We start from the raw sequence: 18,642 nt of genomic DNA, 5'->3' as shown, positions 1-18,642 counted from the left end.
GTTTTTTTCATTATGGATCTATTTTGTTTGAAGTGAAGCTGACGAAAGAGTACGGATCAATGAAGCATCCATGTCTTTCAGTCAGCTTCATCCCATGTTACTTACTGTGCGTGGTGCCGTGCGTACAAAGGTTGCCTGACAGGCCATCTTTGAAACACTGCCAATCGTCAATGCATTTCTTTGCAAGGAATGCGAGAAGACCGCCAGCTCCTGTTACAAACCAGGGAAAGGTTCCACCGGACCGGTTTACTGTTTCGCTTTCGGAAAGTTCTGAAAGCATCATGTTTTCGATGTTCAGTGATTGTTTTTTCATAAGGATTTTTTTTGTGAAATATTATTGTTGTGCGAACCAGGTGAAGGCCGTCTTGACCAGACCATTGACGTTTCCGGTCGTTGCCTGAAAATTTGCTCTCAACGCTGTGGCCAGGTCGTAAACAAATGAGGTACTTCCGCCGGCTGTTTCTATTGAATCAGGTTCATTTAATTCAACAAAACCGGTTGTTTTTAATTCCAACGTTTTCATATCATTGAATTTTGGTTTTCCCCCGCTGTTTGGCAACAGGCATGGGTAGCGGAGGATTGGATAGCCCATCTCATCGGCCGATGATGCGTAAAATTCAGTACCCGCAACGGTTTCATCAACAAATAAGCCTGGAACTATGTCAGCCAGGCCGACAATCCTTTACCGGGTGAAAATTACCGTGTTGCACTCATTTGTCATAGCGTATTTATACCTGATTTTTTGCGCCGGTAACAGAACCCCGTGGCAAATACCCGGCAGTCCGGGTTTTTAGACCGGGTGTTTCCACGCTAACCCGGCAATGCGGGGTACCGTAGTATTGCATCAAACAATAGCTTATGTACCAGATCAGTGCGGAAAGACTGCGGATTGCCCGTAATATCAGGTTGATACGTGAATTGCGGAACTACGATCAGCGGCATGTGGCCGCAGCCATGCAGGTGGCGCGCTCTACCTTATCCACCTGGGAAAACGGTGTTACGGAAGTACGGATCGAGACGCTGATCCGGCTGGCAACAGTATTCGGACTGGATGATTACCGGCAGATCATTGATTTTGACCCGGAATCCCTGTTCCGGAAAAAAGACCCGCGATGAACAGACCTCATTGACCGGCGAGGAAACGCATGGCATCGATCCTGTCCTCCGACAGCTGCTGTTTCAGGGCATCGAGCCCGCTGAATTTTACCTCTCCGCGGATATACCGGTGCAGGCTTACCACCAGTTCCTGCCCATAGATATCGCGGTCAAAATCGAAGATGTTCACTTCTATCACACGGGTGCTGCCATCAATGGTGGGGCGGATACCGATATTCATCATGCCCCCGTGCTGGTGCCCGTCTTCGGTTTTCACGGTCACGGCATACACGCCGTTGGAGGGTACCAGCTTTTCTTCGCTGGCAATATGCAGGTTGGCGGTTGGATAGCCCAGCGTTCGGCCCAGCTGGTTGCCTTTTACCACTTTCCCCTCGAAAAAATAAGGATAGCCCAGGAATTCGTTGGCCGTAACAATATCGGCTTCTCCGAGTGCCTCCCGGATACGCGTGGAACTGATCACCAGTTCATGCAGTACCTCGGCCGGTATTTCCTTTACCTCAAAACCCAGCCGGCTGCCATAGGTCTCCATCAGCTGGTAATCTCCCTCGCGTCCCTTCCCGAAACGGTGGTCGTAACCGATGATAACGGTATGCGGTCTGAAATAACGGTGCAGAAAATCGCCGATATACTGCTCGGCCGTCTGGTCGGAGAACACATGGTCAAAAGGAACGATCACCAGGTGATCGATGCCGGCTTCCTCGAGCAGCTGTATTTTTTCCGGGAGCGTGGTAAGCAGTTTCACATCGCCCGGAACAGAGGACACCACTTTCCGCGGATGCGGATGAAAAGTGATGATCACCGTTTCGCCGCCGATACGCCGGGCTTCCTGTTTCAACTGCTGTATGATCTGCCTGTGCCCGATATGAACACCGTCAAAAGAACCGATGGTAACCACGGCATTCCTGAATACGGGCAGCGAGTCAATGAGTTCACGATGCACTTGCATGGGGCAAATGTATTTGGATTTTGGATGTTGGAATCGGGAAATTGGAAATTGCAGATTGGGAACGGTATCCGGCTGTTTGACAGCCTGTCTCCAATTTCCCGATTCCAACATCCAATCCCTTGCCACAAATCAGTACATTTGCCGCAATTTCCCGATTTCACAATTCCAAAATTCCCCATTCCCATGTCTCTTTACGCGCAACGTGGTGTTTCCGCACAGAAAGAGGAAGTGCATGCAGCCATTCAGAAACTCGACCAGGGCCTGTATCCTTTTGCCTTCTGTAAGATCTATGCAGACCATCTTTGTGGTGATAAAGACTGGGTAAACATCATGCATGCCGATGGTGCGGGCACCAAGAGCATCCTGGCCTATCTCTACTGGAAAGAGACCGGCGATATCACCGCATGGAAAGGTATTGCGCAGGATGCCGTGGCGATGAACCTCGATGACCTGCTCTGCGTGGGTGTTACCGATAACCTGTTGTTCTCTTCCACGATAGACCGGAATAAATTACGGATCAACGGCGAAGTGCTGCAGGCGGTGATCAACGGCACCCAGGAATTTTTTGACCAGCTGGCTGTCTATGGCGTGCATATCCACTACCTCGGCGGCGAAACGGCGGATGTGGGTGATGTGGTAAGAACGATTGCCGTGAACGGCACCATGACGGCACGCTGGCCCAAATCGCGGCTCATCACCAACGAAAAGATTACTGAAGGAAATGTGATCGTAGGGTTCAGCAGCTATGGCCAGGCGAATTACGAAAACGAATACAACAGCGGTCTTGGCAGCAACGGACTTACCAGCGCCAGGCACGATGTACTGAGCAAATACTACGCAGAACAGTATCCGGAAACATTTGAGTCAACGCTGCCCCCTGAGGTGGTTTATATCGGAAAGAACAAAATGACCGATACCCTCCTGATCGGCGACCGCCAGATCAGTGTCGGCAAGCTGCTGCTGTCGCCCACCCGAACCTATGCACCCCTGGTGAAAACCCTGCTGGATAAGCATTTCGGCGATATCAACGGGATGATCCATTGCAGCGGCGGCGGTCAGACCAAATGCATGAAATACCTGCCGAAACCTTTGCATATCATCAAAGACAACCTGTTTCCCATACCGCCGGTGTTTCAGCTGATCCGGGAAAACTCGGGCGCGGACTTCAGGGAAATGTTCCAGGTGTTCAATATGGGTCACAGGCTGGAAATATTTACCGGCGAGGCCGCGGCACAAAGTATGATCGAGATTGCCGGAACATTCGGTATCGAAGCGCGTATCGTAGGCAGGGTAGCACCTGCAGCAGAAGCAAAACTGACGCTCAGCGGACCATTCGGCGAAATCGTCTATGCCTGAACCCGGGGCGGACTTCCGCGCACAAGTTTTAACGATTCACTTTTGACATTTCCGTAACTTAGTATTATGTCAGACACCGTAGTATCCATACACAATGCCAATATTTACCAGGGCGACAGCCTGGTGCTCCAGGATGTCAATTTCACCGTCAACAGGGGAGAATTTGTTTACCTGGTTGGTAAAACCGGTACGGGTAAAAGCAGCCTGCTGAAAACATTGTATGGAGAACTGACGCTGAGAGAGGGACAGGCATCTGTGGTAGGATTCGATCTGCGTTCCATGGACTGGAAAAAAGTGCCATTTCTGCGGCGTAACCTGGGTGTGGTGTTCCAGGACTTTCAGTTGCTGACCGATCGTAACGTACAGGAAAATCTTCGTTTTGTCCTGAAAGCCACCGGCTGGAAAGATGAACGGCTGATGGAAGAAAAGATCAACGATGTGCTGGATAAAGTGGGTCTCCGCAGCAAAGGTTTTAAAATGCCTTTTGAAATGAGTGGAGGAGAGCAGCAACGTGTAGACATTGCCCGCGCACTTCTCAATTCTCCCAAACTGATACTGGCCGACGAGCCCACCGGGAATCTTGATCCCGAAACAAGTGACGAGATCATGCAACTGCTTATTCACATTGCCCGGGATTACGGAACTACTGTGTTGATGGCTACTCATGATTTTATTGTGATCAATCGTTATCCATCGCGTATGCTCAAAACAGAAAACAATAGATTAGTAGACAGCGCAGAGATTGTAGCTTAAGATTCGATAGCAGGTGTTTAGTGCGCGCAATGAATATGGACGCATTTTCTCTGCAAAGACTCAAATATTTGATGCACCGGAGGTTGGCTTTCGACTAATGAATGGTAAATTCAATTCTGAGTACGACGCTGCTTTGTATAAAAAATGGCCTGTTTAGCACATACACGGGTGAAACAACTATTTACGATCAAAAGCTACAAAAACTATGGGTTTTCATTTACGAAAAAGGCAAATTAAAAAAAACAAAGAAAGCTGAGTGCAGCGTATGCACAGTTAAGTCTTTTAACCCCATATCTTTTTGACTATTAGTTCCGCATTCCTGCAGTTATCGAACCTGTTCTGTAATAATTCTTTGCGAACCAGAATATCATTTTCCATAAATCGCTGATGATATAGTAGTTCAATAATCTCCGCAAAATTGTTTGCAGAAGCTGCGATATGACAAGTACTCTCCAATTCCGTTCCTTCAACAGTTTCAGGCGTAACCACGCAATGTCTTCCATTAAACAATGCATTCAGCAATTTTAACTTGATGCCTGTCGTTGTATAAGAGGGCAGAAGATGTATTTGAGCATCGGCGATAAGTGTTTGCATCTGTTCCTGCGAAGGGTTGCCGATCAATACTGCACGTGGGTTCTCTTTGACAAGCGTTTCCAGTTTTACTGAAGGATTTTTTCCCGCAATCACCAGTGGTAATTCGATTTTTGAAAATACTTTTTGCAACAACCATATCGCCGCTTTTTCATTTGTATCCACACCGAGATCACCCTGGTAAAGACAATAATTGCCGGGCCCTTCTTTAGAAACTAGTTTCCAATCGGGAAGAAAAACGGGTATGGTACTGATATCGCCGCAATGCAGGCTGGTACTGTATTTTATGGCATCTGCTGTTGTTACAGAAAAGAAGACAGCTTTGTTCGCGATCTTTTTTTCATACCTGCGCAACAACCAGCTTTCTATCCCATAGTATAATTTTCTGAATGAAAGAGATGCATTGCGGGATAATTCGCGATAATATTGGTATTCTACATTATGCAGCCGCACAAAACATTTTCGCCCAATAAACCTTGGATCATTCAGCAGGTACGTACAATGAATGCCTTCCATTAATATCGGGTGATCATCCTGCAATAACCTCGCCAGCAATGACTCATTGCGCCTGCTTGAAACGATATAGGGAAGTTTGTTTGTGATGCTTGTATGTCCGGTAAATCGTTCATAATAGTGAACCGATGCACAATATTTTTCGAGGTTGGCTTGTTTTCCGCGGCCGTAATCAAAGCAATGCAAATGTATCTGAACGCCCTGTTTCTGCAAAGAAGACAGTTTATAGAAAAGATCATAAACACCTCCGTAGTCAACAGGGTAGGGAACGGTGAAACAAATGATATGAAGCTGTTTAATCACTATAACTGTTGATAGAAGCTGATCAATTTTGGCGCAACCTTTAGCCAGTTCAGGCCCTCTCTTGCCAATTGGCAATGTTCGCGCAATCTTTTATACAGTGCATGATCATTCAATAATTTATTCAGTCCGTTGGCAATGCTTTCGCTATCGGTATTGTTAATTGGATACATGATATCATATTGATCATTGATCGCTTTGTACAACGGATAGTTCACACAAAGCTGTGGAATACCGGCCATGATATAATCAAAGAACCGGTTCGATAAGGAATAATACTGGTTGAGCCCTGCTGCTTCAAACAGCGTGATGCCGGCATAGGCCTGCGCCGTCAGTTCCGGTAAATCCCCGGGCAATCTGTTCCCCCCGAACCGTATTTTCTCCTCAAGGCCATGAAGTTTCACCAGTTCCATCGCCTGGGCCAGAAAGTTTCCCGTGCCGCAGATCAGTAAACCTGCGGGTACCTGCTTCATGGCGGGTATCAGGGTTTCAAAACACCTTCCTTCGTTCACGGCGCCCTGGTAAATAAAACAGGGTTCCCGGTGCTGCCGGTCGGGCGCCGCCGCATCTGTTAAGAGCGGATAGTTGGGAATAACCGCGTAGACCACCCCATATCTTTCCCGAAAAATACCCGCCAGCATTGCATTTACGGTATACCCCTTCGGGAATCTGGGTACGGCAAACCTCTCCACCGCCAGCCAGAAAGCATGTATGCGTTTGCGGCTGACCACTTCTTTTTGCTCAGTGAATAATTCATGCGCATCATACACCCTTTTGGTTTTCCTGAGGACGCTTGTGAAATACACCGGCAGTATCGTATCCAGATCTATGGCACAAAGGATTGCTTTGGGCGCAAAAAGAAGAAAACAGAAAAGCCTTAGATTGTATTCTGCATAGAACAAAAAGCTTCGCGAAAAAAAGCAATGCAACCGTTTCTGCCGAAAATTCCGTTTGATAACGGGCACCGATCCCCGCATTTTTCTGCCAACCAGCCACACATCGTACCCCGCATTGAACAGACTGCCGCAGATACGATGCATCCGCTGGTCGTAATTGAGGTCATTGGTGACGGTGAGAATGATCCTGTTCAAATGGAAGGTTTGTCAACAAATATAACCCGTGAAAACATGAAAATTTTATAGAACTAAAATGTATCTATATGAATGATTGCCAGTATGTTGAGGATGTATCAGAAAAATCGTTTTCAAATTCTCCACCGATTATACACAGGCATTTTTTTTGCTGGGATATCCTGCTGTTTTTACAGTATGTTCGCAGGTACTAAACGGAAATTTTGTGAGATTAAAGTCATTAGAAATCAAAGGATTCAAAAGTTTTGCTGATAAAACCGTGGTGAGCTTCGACGAAGGCATCACCGGTATTATCGGACCTAACGGCTGTGGCAAAAGTAATATCATCGATAGCATACGCTGGGTAATCGGTGAACAGAAAATATCCGCGCTTCGCAGCGAAAACCTGGAAGCACTTGTTTTTAACGGCAGCAAAACCAGGAGCGCCAGCGGTCTGGCAGAAGTAAGCCTCACTTTTGAGAACACCAAGAACCTGCTTCCCACAGAATTCAATACCGTTACCGTTACCCGCCGCTTTTACAAAAATGGGGAGAGTGAATACCGTCTCAACGATGTTACCTGCCGGCTGAAAGATATCCATAATCTTTTCCTCGATACCGGTGTAAGCACCGACAGCTATGCCATCATCGAACTGGGTATGGTGGACGATATCATCAAGGACAAAGAGAACAGCCGCAGAAGGATGCTGGAGCAGGCTGCGGGTATCACCATTTACAAAACACGTAAAAAAGAGGCCAAGAATAAACTCGATGCCACCGAACAGGACCTGGCACGTATCGAAGACCTGCTGTTCGAGATCAACAACCAGTTGAAAACGCTCGAGAACCAGGCTAAGAAAGCGGAAAAATTCTACGAGATCCGCAAGGAATACAAGGAAGTGGCCATAGAGCTTGCCAAAGCGGCGCTCGAAGGGTTCAACATCACCTATAGGGATCTGAACGAGCAGCAGGAACTGGAGACCAATAAAAAGATCCAGCTCGAAGCCGAGATCGCTACGGAAGAAGCCGCCGTGGAACAGGAGAAAGTGGGTTTTATCGAAAAGGAAAGGGCTTTGCAGAGCATGCAGTACGAATACAACGGGTTCCTGCAGCAGCTGCGCACCAAGGAAAATGAAAAGAACCTGGCCACGCAGAAACTGCATTACCTGAAAGAAAAGGAGACAGGACTGAAAGATTTCCTGGCCAAGGCCGAAGGACAGCTGAAGAACCTGGGCGATTCCATTCAGTATACCCAGATACAGGTAGGCGAAGAAGAAAGCAAACTGGCCGATCTGCAGTCGTCTGTTGAAAACACCAAAATGGAAGTGGAGGACAAACGCCGCAGTTTTGACGAGAAGCGCAGCGGCGTGGATGCTTCGCGTAGCCGTTACCAGCAGATACAGCGTAACCAGTTTGATGCGGAGAAAAAAGTGGCGGTTGCCGATACCTCTATCCAGAACCTGCAAAGAGCGCAACTGCAGCTGAACGAAGAAAAGCAGAACAGGGAGCAGCAGCTGCAGCAGGTATCTGTTGAACTCGAAGACAAAGAATCCACACTCGAAGCGAAAAGGGTGGAATTGCGCGATCTGCAGGAACACCAGCAGCGCACCAAAGATCATATTTTTGAAACACAGGCACAGCTTGAGGTACTTCGTAACGAGCTGAACGAAGAGAACAGGAAACTCGATGCAAAACGCAACGAGTACAACCTGCTGAAGAGCCTGATCGATTCGATGGAAGGATACCCCGAGAGTATCAAGTTCCTGCACAAGAACCCGGAATGGAATCACCAGGCGCCCATCCTGTCCGATATCATTTACGTAAAAGAAGAATTCCGTACCGCGGTTGAGAATGTACTGGAACCCTACCTGAACTATTATGTGGTGAACAATCTGGGCGAAGGTTTACAGGCCGTGCAGTTGCTGGATGCGCATAAGAAAGGCAAGGCCAATTTTTTCATGCTGGAGAAATTTGCTGACCTGCGTATCGATACCCATCAGCCCGCTGGTACCATTCCTGCGATGGACGTGATTGAAGTGGATGCGCAATACAGGAAGCTGGCGCAATACCTGCTGGGTAACGTATATATCGCTGAGAACGAAGAAGCCATCGCCAACAGCAACGGCGCAGTGGTGCTCGAAAAACACGGCAGGTATGTAAAAGGAAAATATACCCTCACCGGCGGCAGCGTTGGGCTTTTTGAGGGAAAAAAGATAGGCCGTGCCAAAAACCTGGAGAAACTGGCAGAAGATATTTCCGACCAGGAATCGATCGTGAACCTGCTGAAATCCGATATTCAGGCCAAGCACAATGAAGTGATCGCGTTCAACGACCAGCTGAAAGAGAACCTGATCAGGCAAACGGAGAACGAGATCAACCAGCTGACCAACCAGGTGTTTGCCGCCAAAAACAAAATTGAAAACCTGCAGGTAGCACAGCAAAACGGTTTGCAGCGACTGGAAGACCTGGAGCAGCGTCTGCAATCGGAACACGATGCGATCGCCGAAACCCGCGAGTCTTTTCACCAGCTGAACGAAGCGCTGGCGGCCACCGCAGAGGAACTGAAAACCATTGAGCAGGATTACCAGTCTGCCGAACAGGCCTATAACCTGGCATCGGTGCAATACAACGAGATCAACCTGCAGCTTACCCGTCAGCAAAGCAAGATCACCGCGCTGAAACAGGAAATGGTGTTCAAGGAAAAGCAGCTCGACGAATTGCATGTGCAGATAGGAAGCAATGCCACGCAGCTAACCGAGGCTTCGGCCAATATCGAGGAAGGAGAGAAGGCGTTGATCGAGTCGGAAGAACTGCTGCTGGGACTGATGCGTAAGAAAGACGAAGAAGAGAAAAAACTCAACGAAGCCGATCAGGCCTACTATAATTTCCGCAATGCACTGCAGGAAAAAGAAAGCGAGCTGCGTCACAAAGTGAAGAGCAAGGAGATGATCGATCACCTGGTAACGGAGATCAAAGACCGTCTGAATGAACTGAAGCTGCAGCTGGCCGGTATGAAGGAGCGGCTGAGTGTTGAATTCAAGGTAGAGCTGGATGAAATCCTGGACCAGGAAAGAACCACGGATACCACGCTGGAAGAGTTGCAGGCCAGCTCGGACAGGATGAAGAAACGTCTCGAGAATATGGGTGAAGTGAACCCGACGGCCATCGAGGCTTTTACGGAAATGAAAAAGCGTTACGAGTTCATCCTCGAGCAGAAAAACGACCTGGTTTCGGCCAAGGAAAGCCTGTTGCAAACCATCCAGGAAGTGGAAGCCACTGCCAACCAGCAGTTCCTCGACACTTTTAACCAGGTGCGTGAAAATTTCCAGAAAGTGTTCAAGGCATTGTTTACCGAGGAGGATACGGCCGATATGGTTCTTGTAAACCCCGAGAACCTGGCAGAAACGGGTATCGAGATCATTGCAAAACCCAAAGGCAAACGACCTTCGTCCATCACCCAGCTGAGCGGTGGTGAAAAAACATTGACCGCAACGGCGCTGCTGTTCTCGATCTACCTGATCAAACCGGCTCCGTTCTGTATCCTCGATGAGGTGGACGCGCCGCTGGATGATGCCAACGTAGGCAAGTTTACGCAGATGATCAAGAAATTCAGCGATAACTCGCAGTTCATCATCGTAACACACAACAAACAAACCATGGGCGCGGTGGATGTGATCTATGGCGTAACCATGCAGGAGCCGGGTGTAAGCAAACTGGTACCGGTTGATTTCAGAAGTCTTTCTAACTAACCCCGCTGATTATACAAAGCATCTGGATCCCTGGCAATCGCCGGGGATTCTTGCATAGGGAATGCCCTGGTTATCGTTACCGATACCTACCTCAGACAGCGATTATTTTTCCAGTATGGTGCGGGCGATAGCTGCGCCCGATTGCAGGGCCGCTTCAACGGTACCGGTGAATACGCCGTTGTACAGGGCTTCTCCCGCAAAATAGATCGTATGCTGTACGGGTTGGCGGAGCCGTGTTTTAGCCTCTCCGGAATAAGGCGTTTCATAGCTGTAGCCGCCCATCATGGAAGGGTAGGTATGCCAGCGGAAAATATGGTGCTCAATGAGGCTATCGATGATCGCAGCGCCGCTGACCCTGAAGATCCGCGAAAGCGAATGCACCGCCTGTTCAATGATCTGCTGGTCGTCTATCAGGTCCCACTGCAGCGCCGAAGGTCCGCCTGTCCATCCCGTCAGCAGGTTTTTTTTGATCCACCAGGTAGGGATCGCCTCGTTGGAAACGATAAAGCCATCCTCGCCGGCAGGTTTCCAGAACGGGCGGCGAAATAACAGCAGCAGTTTCATGACCGATCCGTAACCGATCTGTCTCCAGGCTTCCTGGTAACCCGGCAATACCGGCTGAAACCGTATATGGCAGGGAGAGAATGGCTGTCGGTGCACGCCCGCAGCAATGGTAACAACCAGTTTGTCGGCAGTGTATGTTTCATCGGAGGCGGTCAGCAGTACCACCTGGCCCATAGCCCAGTTCACTTCTGTTACCGTTTGCTGCAATAATATGCGCACACCTTTTGCCTGGCATACTTCTGCCAGGTGTCCGGTAAGCCGATGGTATCCCTCTTTTATGCGGTATAGGTTTCCCGTATCGGCCGACCATTCCCTGTACAAAGCCATTGTACTGGCGTGAACGGGGTCTGCCAGATCAAATCCTGAAGCATAGGCGCGGGTTTCGTGGCGGAGTTTTTCATAGGCAGGTTCTGTAAAACCTGTTTCGAGAAAAGCATCGAGGGTGATATCGTTTGAGAGCTGCCGCATTTTATCCAGCAGAAGATCCCATCCTTCGATCATGTTCTCCTCTTTTGTCCAGCTGCACCGGTCCACCGAAAAGCGCTGCGCCTCGATCTTTTCGAGTGTGGCTCCCGATTGCTGAACCAGTTCCGTTGTCAGCGGCGGATCGCCGTGAACGAATTCTGCCCCGGCTTCGCTGCGGTCCTCCAGGGTATGTATCCTGCCACCGATCCGCGACAGCGCTTCGAGTATCGTTACATCATAGGTATCCGCCAGCAGGGATGCCGCCATCAGTCCCGATGCGCCTGCACCAACGATGATCAGTTTTTTCTTTTCTCCTCTGTTCATAGCCTTAATTTTGCATCCTGCGCAGTCTTTTGATCATATTGTACCTGGTTTGCTTCGGTTGTTATATTCTCTACACCCGGGTGCCCGATTTTTTTGATGGTGAAACATCACCGGCAATGGTGCACTGGATGTACGACAGCCGTTCCCAAAGAACAATTCCCAAGGCATTGTTCCGCTACAATTCAAAAAATTATGCCATTGATGCGCGCTATGTTTTCCGCAGCCTGCCAGAGGGAAAAAAGCTAACCGTGATCTTTGAAAAGGAAGCGGTTTCGCAGGCCGCCGTATTCGCTTTCTGGGGGTACTGGCTGCGCTGGCAGGAGGTGCTGGTATCGGTGATCCTGCTGCTGGTTTTATTCCAGATGGCCGTTATCATCACCAAAAACCCCACACCCGAAGCGCTGCTGGAACAGATGGAGTATAAAGAAGAAAAAAAGAGAAAGTATATCGGGTAAGGAATATCGAATATTGAACAAGGAATATCGAATATCGATATTATTTTAAATAACGTTTGATCTCCTTCTCCACATCGCGGTTCTTGATGGTTTCGCGTTTGTCGTGAAGTTTTTTACCCCGGCCAAGACCAATCTCTACTTTAACCAGGTTTTTATCGTTAAGGAAAACACGAAGCGGAACGATCGTAAACCCTTTTTCTTTGAGACTGGTCTGCAATCGTTTTAACTCGCGTTTGGTGAGCAACAGTTTGCGGTCATGAACCGCGATATGGTTGTTGGCGGTGCCATGTGAATACTCGGCAACATATAAGCCGCGCACCCATAACTCACCTTCGTCAAACAAACAGAAGGCATCGTTAAAACTTACCTTTCCGCTGCGGATAGACTTCACCTCCGTTCCAAGCAATACGATACCCGCCACATATTTATCATCTATGTAGTAGTTGTAATAAGCCTGTCGGTTGTTGAGTTCCATGGTAATTAATTAGACAATTTGAAGATTTGACAATTTGAAAATGGTTGGGATTGTTTTATAGCTGGATTGTTCAATGGCTTCAGGGAGTTCGAACAATTAACAGTTTAACCATTTAATCATTCAACCATGCATCCTAACCCCCATTTTCAAATTTTCAAATTCTCAATTGTCAGTTTCTGAAAAGCAGCACCAGCTGTGCAAGTTTGTTTTTCAGGTCTTTCCTGTCAACGATAAAATCGAGGAAGCCGTGTTCGAGCAGGAACTCGCTGCGCTGGAATCCTTCGGGCAGGTCTTTTTTGATGGTTTCTTTGATCACGCGCGGACCGGCGAACCCGATCAGTGCGCCCGGTTCTGCGATATTGAGATCGCCGAGCATACCAAAGCTGGCGGAGATGCCTCCGAAAGTGGGATCCGTCAGTAAAGAGATATAGGGTAAACGGGCATCGCTGAGTTCGGACAGTTTGCCGCTTGTTTTGGCCAGCTGCATCAGGCTGAATGCGCTTTCCATCATCCGTGCACCGCCGCTTTTGCTGATAACCAGGTAGGCCAGTTTGTGCAGGATGCAGTAATCGACTGCGCGACTGAATTTTTCGCCCATCACGCTTCCGAGAGATCCTCCGATGAATTCAAAATCCATACAGGCAATCACCACGCCCTCGCCGTTTACTTTGCCGGCGGCAACACGCATCGAATCTTTTAGGTCTGTTTTGGAATGGATATCATCCAGGCGTTTCTGGTACGATTTCAGGTCGGTAAAGCCAAGCGCATCCTTGCTCTGGATATTGTCGAACAGTTCGGCATACTCCTTGTTATCGAATAATACATCAAAATATTCCTCGCTGCCGATACGGTGGTGGTAGTTGCATTTGGGGCACACGAACAGGTTCTCTTTCAGTTCCGTGGTGGTGCAGATATAATTGCACTCGGGGCATTTGTTCCAGAGGCCTTCGGGTGTTTCTTTCTTATCGGCAGTGGAGGTAAGGATACCCCTGCTGATGCGTTTGAACCAACGAGATTTTTCCTGTTCGCCGCCTTGTCCTTCTTCGCCAGTCAGGTTAGCTTCAAAATCTTCTTCACGTTCTTTTTTCATATGTTCCTGTCAAATTGGGGGCATCGAAGATAGGAATTATTACGCACCCGGGTGCGGGGGGTGCTACTTCCTATGAATCAAATGATTAGGCGATGGTGATGTCGTCGTCAAGATACACATCCTGGATCATATTCAGCAGTTCCACCCCTTCGCTCATGGGCCGCTGAAAAGCTTTGCGGCCAAGTATCAGTCCCATACCGCCCGCCCGCTTATTGATCACCGCGGTGGCTACGGATTCCGCCAGGTCGCTGGCTCCCTTGCTCTCGCCGCCCGAATTGATCAGCCCAACCCTTCCGCTGTAACAGTTCAGTACCTGGTAGCGGCAGAGATCGATGGGGTGATCGGAAGTAAGTTTTTCATACACCAGCGGACTTGTTTTGCCGTGCTTGGTGGCAAGGTATCCCCCGTTATTGGTTGGCAGTTTCTGTTTGATGATATCTGCCTGTATGGTTACGCCCAGGTGGTTGGCCTGGCCGGTAAGATCGGCGGAAGTGTGGTAGTCCACCCCATTCACTTTAAACCCGGCATTGCGTGTATAGCACCAGAGAATGGTAGCCATACCCAGTTCATGTGCCAGCTCGAATGCTTCGGAAACTTCTTTCAGCTGGCGGTTGCTTTCTTCGCTGCCCCAGTAAATGGTGGCGCCAACAGCAACCGCGCCCATGTTCCAGGCGCTCCTGATCGTACCGAACATGGTCTGATCGTAGCGGTTGGGCATACTCAGAAATTCATTGTGATTGATCTTTACGATAAAGGGTATCCGGTGCGCATATTTCCGGCTCATGATGCCCAATACGCCAAAAGTTGAGGCCACACCGTTACATCCGCTCTCGATAGCCAGTTTGATGATATTCTCCGGATCGAAATAAACCGGATTGGGCGCAAAAGCAGATCCGGCGCTGTGCTCGATGCCCTGGTCAACCGGGAAGATGCTGCAGTAACCGGTGTTGGCCAAACGCCCCGTGCCCAATAAAGTCTGTAAGCTCCGCAATGTCTGGTTACTCCGGTTGCTGTTGATCCAGATCTTCTCTACATGATCGGGGGAGGGAAGGTGCAGGCCTGCTTTATCTACCGTGGTCGATCTGTGTTCCAGTAAATAGGATGCCTTATCTCCTAAGAGGTCGATGATCTTCTGGTTGGCCATAGCATGTTTTTTTGAGGATGAGCAATACTGGGGGCTGTTTAGGGATTCCGGATTAACGGATTGTGGATTAGCGGATTTTTTCTCTGCGAAACTCCGCCCCCTCTGCGGTGATCTGTTCTTTACCGCAGAGACGCAGAGAAACCGCAGCGTTCCGCAGAGAAAAAATCCATGACCTGAGTAACACCCCTGGCTATTGCAATTTACTGAAACAAAAGTATTATACGGGCAGACCGTTAGTTCCGGGACAATAAAAGGATTTCGGACCGGCAGATATTTCTCTCTGCGAAACTCCGCCCCTCCGCGCCGCTGCGGTAATCTATTCTCTAGCGCAGAGACGCAGGAACCCCAAAATCTGATAGCCTCACCAAAACAGAAAGCCATCCCTATTACAGGATGGCTTTTCTTCCAAATCGTTATTTATCAACCTAAAATTTTCCGGAATTTTTTCCTCTCCCTCTGCAAAACTCCGCCCCTCCGCGCCGCTGCGGTAATCTGTTCTTTACCCCGGAGAATAGAATCCGAAAATTCAACATCCACCAATCCGATATTCTGTACCTATGCGTTCCTGTTAATACAATTCAGATCCTCAAACGCCACTTCCAGTCTTTTCACAAAGTTTTCTTCTCCCTTACGCAGCCATACGCGGGGATCGTAGTATTTTTTATTCGGTTTATCCGCTCCTTCGGGATTGCCGAGCTGTGCCTGCAGGTAACCTTCGTTTTTCTGGTAGAACTGCTGGATGCCTTCCCAGAAAGCCCATTGCAGGTCGGTATCGATGTTCATTTTGATGGCGCCATAGCTGATCGCTTCGCGGATCTGGTGTTGCGGAGAACCGCTGCCGCCATGGAAAACAAAATACACAGGTTTTGGGCCTGCTTTCAGTTCTTGCTCGATATGATCCTGGCTGTTCTTGAGGATCACGGGACGCAGTTCCACATTACCCGGACTGTATACGCCGTGCACATTGCCAAAGGCAGCTGCAACGGTGAACAGGTTGCCCACCTTGCTTAACTCGGTAAAAGCATAGGCCACATGCTGTGGTTGGGTATATAATTTATCGTTCTCGATACCGCTGTTGTCAACACCGTCTTCTTCACCGCCGGTAACACCCAGTTCGATCTCTATACCCATACCCAGCGGGGCCATGCGTTTGAAGAATTCAACGGAAGTATGGATGTTTTCTTCGATAGGCTCTTCTGACAGATCCAGCATATGAGAGCTGAACAAAGGCTGTCCTTTTTCTTTATGGAATTGCTCGCCTGCATCGATCAGGCCACTGATCCAGGGCAGCCATTTCTTGGCGGCATGATCGGTATGCAGTACCACCGGTACGCCATAATATTTGGCAACATTGTGAATATGCAACGCACCGGAAATGGCACCGGCGATATTTCCCTGGAGATTGTCGTTGGGCATGCTCTTTCCTGCAATAAACTGCGCACCGCCATTGGAGAACTGGATGATCACCGGTGAGTTCACTTTTGCGGCGGTTTCCAGCGTGGCGTTGATGGTGTTTGTGCCGATGGTATTCACCGCGGGTAACGCAAATTCATTCGCTTTGGCATCATTGTACAATTCTTCCAGTTCCTTACCGAAAAGGACGCCGGCCCTGTATTTCTTCATGGTTTGGCTTTTTGTTTTTAATTGAGGTTTGGGACCGGCAAGATAGGTTAGTTATCACAAACAGTCATTAGCATTTGGCGGGTTGACGGGCGAAGCATGGCAGGGTGGCCCATAAAAACAATCTCCCCGGGTAGCGGAGGTTTTTTTAACACAGAGTCACGGAGGTTTTGCCTGTGTTTCTCTGTATCTCTGCGCCTCTGTGTTAAAAAAAATCCCAGCCCGCCGCAAATAAACTATTCTTCAAGGTATTTTTTAAAGTGCAGCAACCTGCTGCCATACCAGCTGAACATCTCCCCGTCAGCAAGTCTTATCTCCACACCTGGCAGGGCAACAGTCATTTCTTTCAGATGGGATTGTTTAAAAGGGTAGGGTTCGGACGAGAGCAATACCAGCTCCGCACCCCGCTGCCTGATATCGTCGATCGTAATCTCGGGGTAGCGGGTTCGATCCGCAAATACATTCCTGAACCCTGCTCTTTGCAGCATATCGCTGATAAAGGTATCGCCACCGGCACTCATCCAGGGATCTTTCCAGATCAGGTAGGCAGTGCGGACTGCACGGCGGTTAGCGGCTCTTAGTCCGATCGCAGCAAAATCGGCCTGCAGCTGCCGGCCGATTTCCATGGCTTTTGTCGCTGTTCCGGTGATCGTGCCCAGCTGGCGTATCATACCGATGGCATCATCCAGCTTGGCGATATCGCTTGTCCATACAGGCGCAATACCGGTAAGGGCTGCTACCTGTTCCCGCAGGTTTTCTTCCTTGTTGGCAATCACCAGGTCGGGTTGCAGGCGGCGGATCTTTTCTATATCGATGTTTTTTGTGCCGCCGATCCTTGTCTTGTTCCGGAACCACTGCTCCGGGTGCACACAGAATTTGGTGATGCCGATCACTTCCTTATCCAGCCCCAGGTCGTACAGCAACTCTGTTTGCGAGGGCACCAGCGAAATGATGCGCTGTGGTTTCGCGGTAAGAACAAGGGTATTTCCCAACTGGTCGGTGTAGGATGGCATACGGTAAAAATAGTTCAGTATTAACAGTTGGCCGTATGAAAAACAGGCGGACCGGCATCTCCGTCAAAACAACTTATGAGAAAGCTCTTTTTTCTTTTCCTGTTCTGTTTCCTGCAAAATATATCCGAAGCCCAGGTTGGAAATTTTGCGGTCCATATGACCACCGTAGCGGCCATACCCCTGCCTGCCGGGTACGAAAGGGCAGCCGTTACACCCGGTTCTTTTGCGGCTTACCTGCGCGATCTTCCGTTGCGTAAAGACAAAACCGTTTACCTTTTCGATGGCCGGCCCAAACAGCGGCAGGACCTGCATTACGCGGTGATAGCTGTATCCACCGGCAAAAAAGACCTGCAGCAATGCGCCGATGCCGCCATGCGTTTACGCGCGGAATATTTTTACGTAAAGAAGCAATACGACAGCATTGTATTTTACGACGGCAGTGGCAAGGCCTACCGGTTTCCTGAGCGGATGAAAACCTGCCGTACCGGACTGCGCGGCTGTTTTCTCAGCTTTATGGAAACCGTGTTCGCAAGCTGCGGCACCTATTCACTGGAAAAACAATTGCACAGAACAGGTCTCGCGGAAATGAAACCGGGAGATATACTGATCAGGGGTGGCTCACCCGGACATGCCGAAATGGTTGTCGATATGGCCGTCAGCCGCGTAACGGGAAAAAAGCTGTTTATGCTGGCCGAAGGATATATGCCCGCGCAGGACATACACATCGTACTGAATACATACGATCCGGCACTTGGCCCCTGGTATGTGCTGGATGCAGACAAAGACATACCCACACCTACCTGGCTCTTCAAAAAAGACCAGTTACGGAAATGGTGATCAGGAACTCACCAGGGAACCGGCAAGCTGTTCCTGCGGTTCGGATTCGCTGTAATCTTTTTCGATCAGCTTTTTCAGACCGGTAAAACCGGCAAAAGACTGTGGATAGAGAATATAGGATGCGATCCTGTTATACCCTTCATCTATCAGCTGAACCGTGGTAGTCCTTATCTGTTGTATGCCTTCCTGGAGTGTATTGATATCAAAAGATTTCATACTGCAAAGTTACCGGGCAGTTATAACCTGTATAAATCTTTGTGGT

General features: G+C 49.0%; 18 protein-coding genes. 6 read left to right on the top strand and 12 right to left on the bottom strand.

From position 1 onward, the window contains the following. Positions 1-97 precede the first annotated feature (97 nt). Positions 98-313, bottom strand: a complete 216-nt coding sequence (locus GWC94_RS10365; RefSeq protein ID WP_161834958.1) for a hypothetical protein — start codon at positions 311-313, stop codon at positions 98-100. 21 nt (positions 314-334) lie between these two features. Beyond that, entirely contained in the window at positions 335-523 is a 189-nt protein-coding gene (locus GWC94_RS10360; protein ID WP_161834957.1) for a hypothetical protein, read from the bottom strand. A 335-nt stretch (positions 524-858) separates the two neighbouring features. Here GWC94_RS10360 and GWC94_RS10355 point away from each other — a divergent pair, with 335 nt between their 5' ends. Beyond that, the gene (locus tag GWC94_RS10355) at positions 859-1,116 is read left to right on the top strand and encodes a helix-turn-helix domain-containing protein (protein WP_161834956.1); all 258 of its coding nucleotides are present in this window, start codon (positions 859-861) and stop codon (positions 1,114-1,116) included. Between the two features lie 7 nt (positions 1,117-1,123). Here the strand turns inward: GWC94_RS10355 and GWC94_RS10350 are convergent, their stop codons facing one another. Further along, positions 1,124-2,062, bottom strand: a complete 939-nt coding sequence (locus tag GWC94_RS10350) for a bifunctional riboflavin kinase/FAD synthetase (RefSeq protein WP_161834955.1) — start codon at positions 2,060-2,062, stop codon at positions 1,124-1,126. A 183-nt stretch (positions 2,063-2,245) separates the two neighbouring features. Here GWC94_RS10350 and GWC94_RS10345 point away from each other — a divergent pair, with 183 nt between their 5' ends. Together GWC94_RS10345 and GWC94_RS10340 are read left to right on the top strand one after the other, a co-directional pair. Then, positions 2,246-3,418 carry an AIR synthase related protein gene (locus GWC94_RS10345; RefSeq protein WP_161834954.1) on the top strand — a complete coding sequence of 391 codons (1,173 nt, stop codon included), beginning with the start codon at positions 2,246-2,248 and terminating at the stop codon, positions 3,416-3,418. Positions 3,419-3,484: 66 nt separating this feature from the next. After that, on the top strand, positions 3,485-4,171 hold the full coding sequence (locus GWC94_RS10340; RefSeq protein ID WP_161834953.1) for a cell division ATP-binding protein FtsE: 687 nt from the start codon (positions 3,485-3,487) through the stop codon (positions 4,169-4,171). Between the two features lie 282 nt (positions 4,172-4,453). Here GWC94_RS10340 and GWC94_RS10335 read toward each other — a convergent pair whose 3' ends face one another. After that, positions 4,454-5,488, bottom strand: a complete 1,035-nt coding sequence (locus GWC94_RS10335; protein WP_235918510.1) for a glycosyltransferase — start codon at positions 5,486-5,488, stop codon at positions 4,454-4,456. 89 nt (positions 5,489-5,577) lie between these two features. After that, positions 5,578-6,666 carry a glycosyltransferase gene (locus tag GWC94_RS10330; protein ID WP_235918509.1) on the bottom strand — a complete coding sequence of 363 codons (1,089 nt, stop codon included), beginning with the start codon at positions 6,664-6,666 and terminating at the stop codon, positions 5,578-5,580. A 205-nt stretch (positions 6,667-6,871) separates the two neighbouring features. Here GWC94_RS10330 and smc point away from each other — a divergent pair, with 205 nt between their 5' ends. After that, positions 6,872-10,393 (top strand): chromosome segregation protein SMC, encoded by a 3,522-nt coding sequence (gene smc / locus GWC94_RS10325; protein WP_161834951.1) that lies wholly within the window; start codon positions 6,872-6,874, stop codon positions 10,391-10,393. A gap of 102 nt (positions 10,394-10,495) precedes the next feature. Here smc and GWC94_RS10320 read toward each other — a convergent pair whose 3' ends face one another. After that, complete coding sequence (locus tag GWC94_RS10320) at positions 10,496-11,746, bottom strand: flavin monoamine oxidase family protein (protein ID WP_161834950.1); 1,251 nt, start codon at positions 11,744-11,746, stop codon at positions 10,496-10,498. Positions 11,747-11,775: 29 nt separating this feature from the next. Here GWC94_RS10320 and GWC94_RS10315 point away from each other — a divergent pair, with 29 nt between their 5' ends. Continuing rightward, positions 11,776-12,201 carry a hypothetical protein gene (locus GWC94_RS10315; RefSeq protein WP_161834949.1) on the top strand — a complete coding sequence of 142 codons (426 nt, stop codon included), beginning with the start codon at positions 11,776-11,778 and terminating at the stop codon, positions 12,199-12,201. Positions 12,202-12,241: 40 nt separating this feature from the next. Here the strand turns inward: GWC94_RS10315 and smpB are convergent, their stop codons facing one another. The 5 genes from smpB to GWC94_RS10290 all read right to left on the bottom strand — a co-directional run bounded on the left by smpB (position 12,242) and on the right by GWC94_RS10290 (position 17,543). Continuing rightward, positions 12,242-12,676 carry an SsrA-binding protein gene (smpB, locus tag GWC94_RS10310; protein WP_161834948.1) on the bottom strand — a complete coding sequence of 145 codons (435 nt, stop codon included), beginning with the start codon at positions 12,674-12,676 and terminating at the stop codon, positions 12,242-12,244. Between the two features lie 169 nt (positions 12,677-12,845). Beyond that, positions 12,846-13,766: an acetyl-CoA carboxylase, carboxyltransferase subunit beta gene (gene accD / locus GWC94_RS10305; RefSeq protein ID WP_161834947.1), complete on the bottom strand. Its 921-nt coding sequence runs from the start codon at positions 13,764-13,766 to the stop codon at positions 12,846-12,848. A gap of 85 nt (positions 13,767-13,851) precedes the next feature. Continuing rightward, positions 13,852-14,910 (bottom strand): class I fructose-bisphosphate aldolase, encoded by a 1,059-nt coding sequence (locus GWC94_RS10300; protein WP_161834946.1) that lies wholly within the window; start codon positions 14,908-14,910, stop codon positions 13,852-13,854. A 555-nt stretch (positions 14,911-15,465) separates the two neighbouring features. Beyond that, positions 15,466-16,533 carry a class II fructose-bisphosphate aldolase gene (fbaA, locus tag GWC94_RS10295; protein WP_161834945.1) on the bottom strand — a complete coding sequence of 356 codons (1,068 nt, stop codon included), beginning with the start codon at positions 16,531-16,533 and terminating at the stop codon, positions 15,466-15,468. Between the two features lie 233 nt (positions 16,534-16,766). After that, positions 16,767-17,543 carry a helical backbone metal receptor gene (locus GWC94_RS10290; protein WP_161834944.1) on the bottom strand — a complete coding sequence of 259 codons (777 nt, stop codon included), beginning with the start codon at positions 17,541-17,543 and terminating at the stop codon, positions 16,767-16,769. A gap of 75 nt (positions 17,544-17,618) precedes the next feature. Between GWC94_RS10290 and GWC94_RS10285 the strand changes: the two genes are divergently transcribed. After that, positions 17,619-18,380: a DUF4846 domain-containing protein gene (locus tag GWC94_RS10285; protein WP_161834943.1), complete on the top strand. Its 762-nt coding sequence runs from the start codon at positions 17,619-17,621 to the stop codon at positions 18,378-18,380. Here GWC94_RS10285 and GWC94_RS10280 read toward each other — a convergent pair whose 3' ends face one another. Then, positions 18,381-18,596, bottom strand: coding sequence for a hypothetical protein (locus GWC94_RS10280; protein ID WP_161834942.1), 216 nt, complete (start codon positions 18,594-18,596; stop codon positions 18,381-18,383). Positions 18,597-18,642: the final 46 nt, after the last annotated feature.

Origin of the sequence: Sediminibacterium soli (assembly GCF_009939225.1) — a bacterium.
GTDB classification, from domain to species: Bacteria; Bacteroidota; Bacteroidia; order Chitinophagales; family Chitinophagaceae; genus Sediminibacterium; species Sediminibacterium soli.
This window is presented reverse-complemented; position numbering and strand designations above follow the sequence as displayed.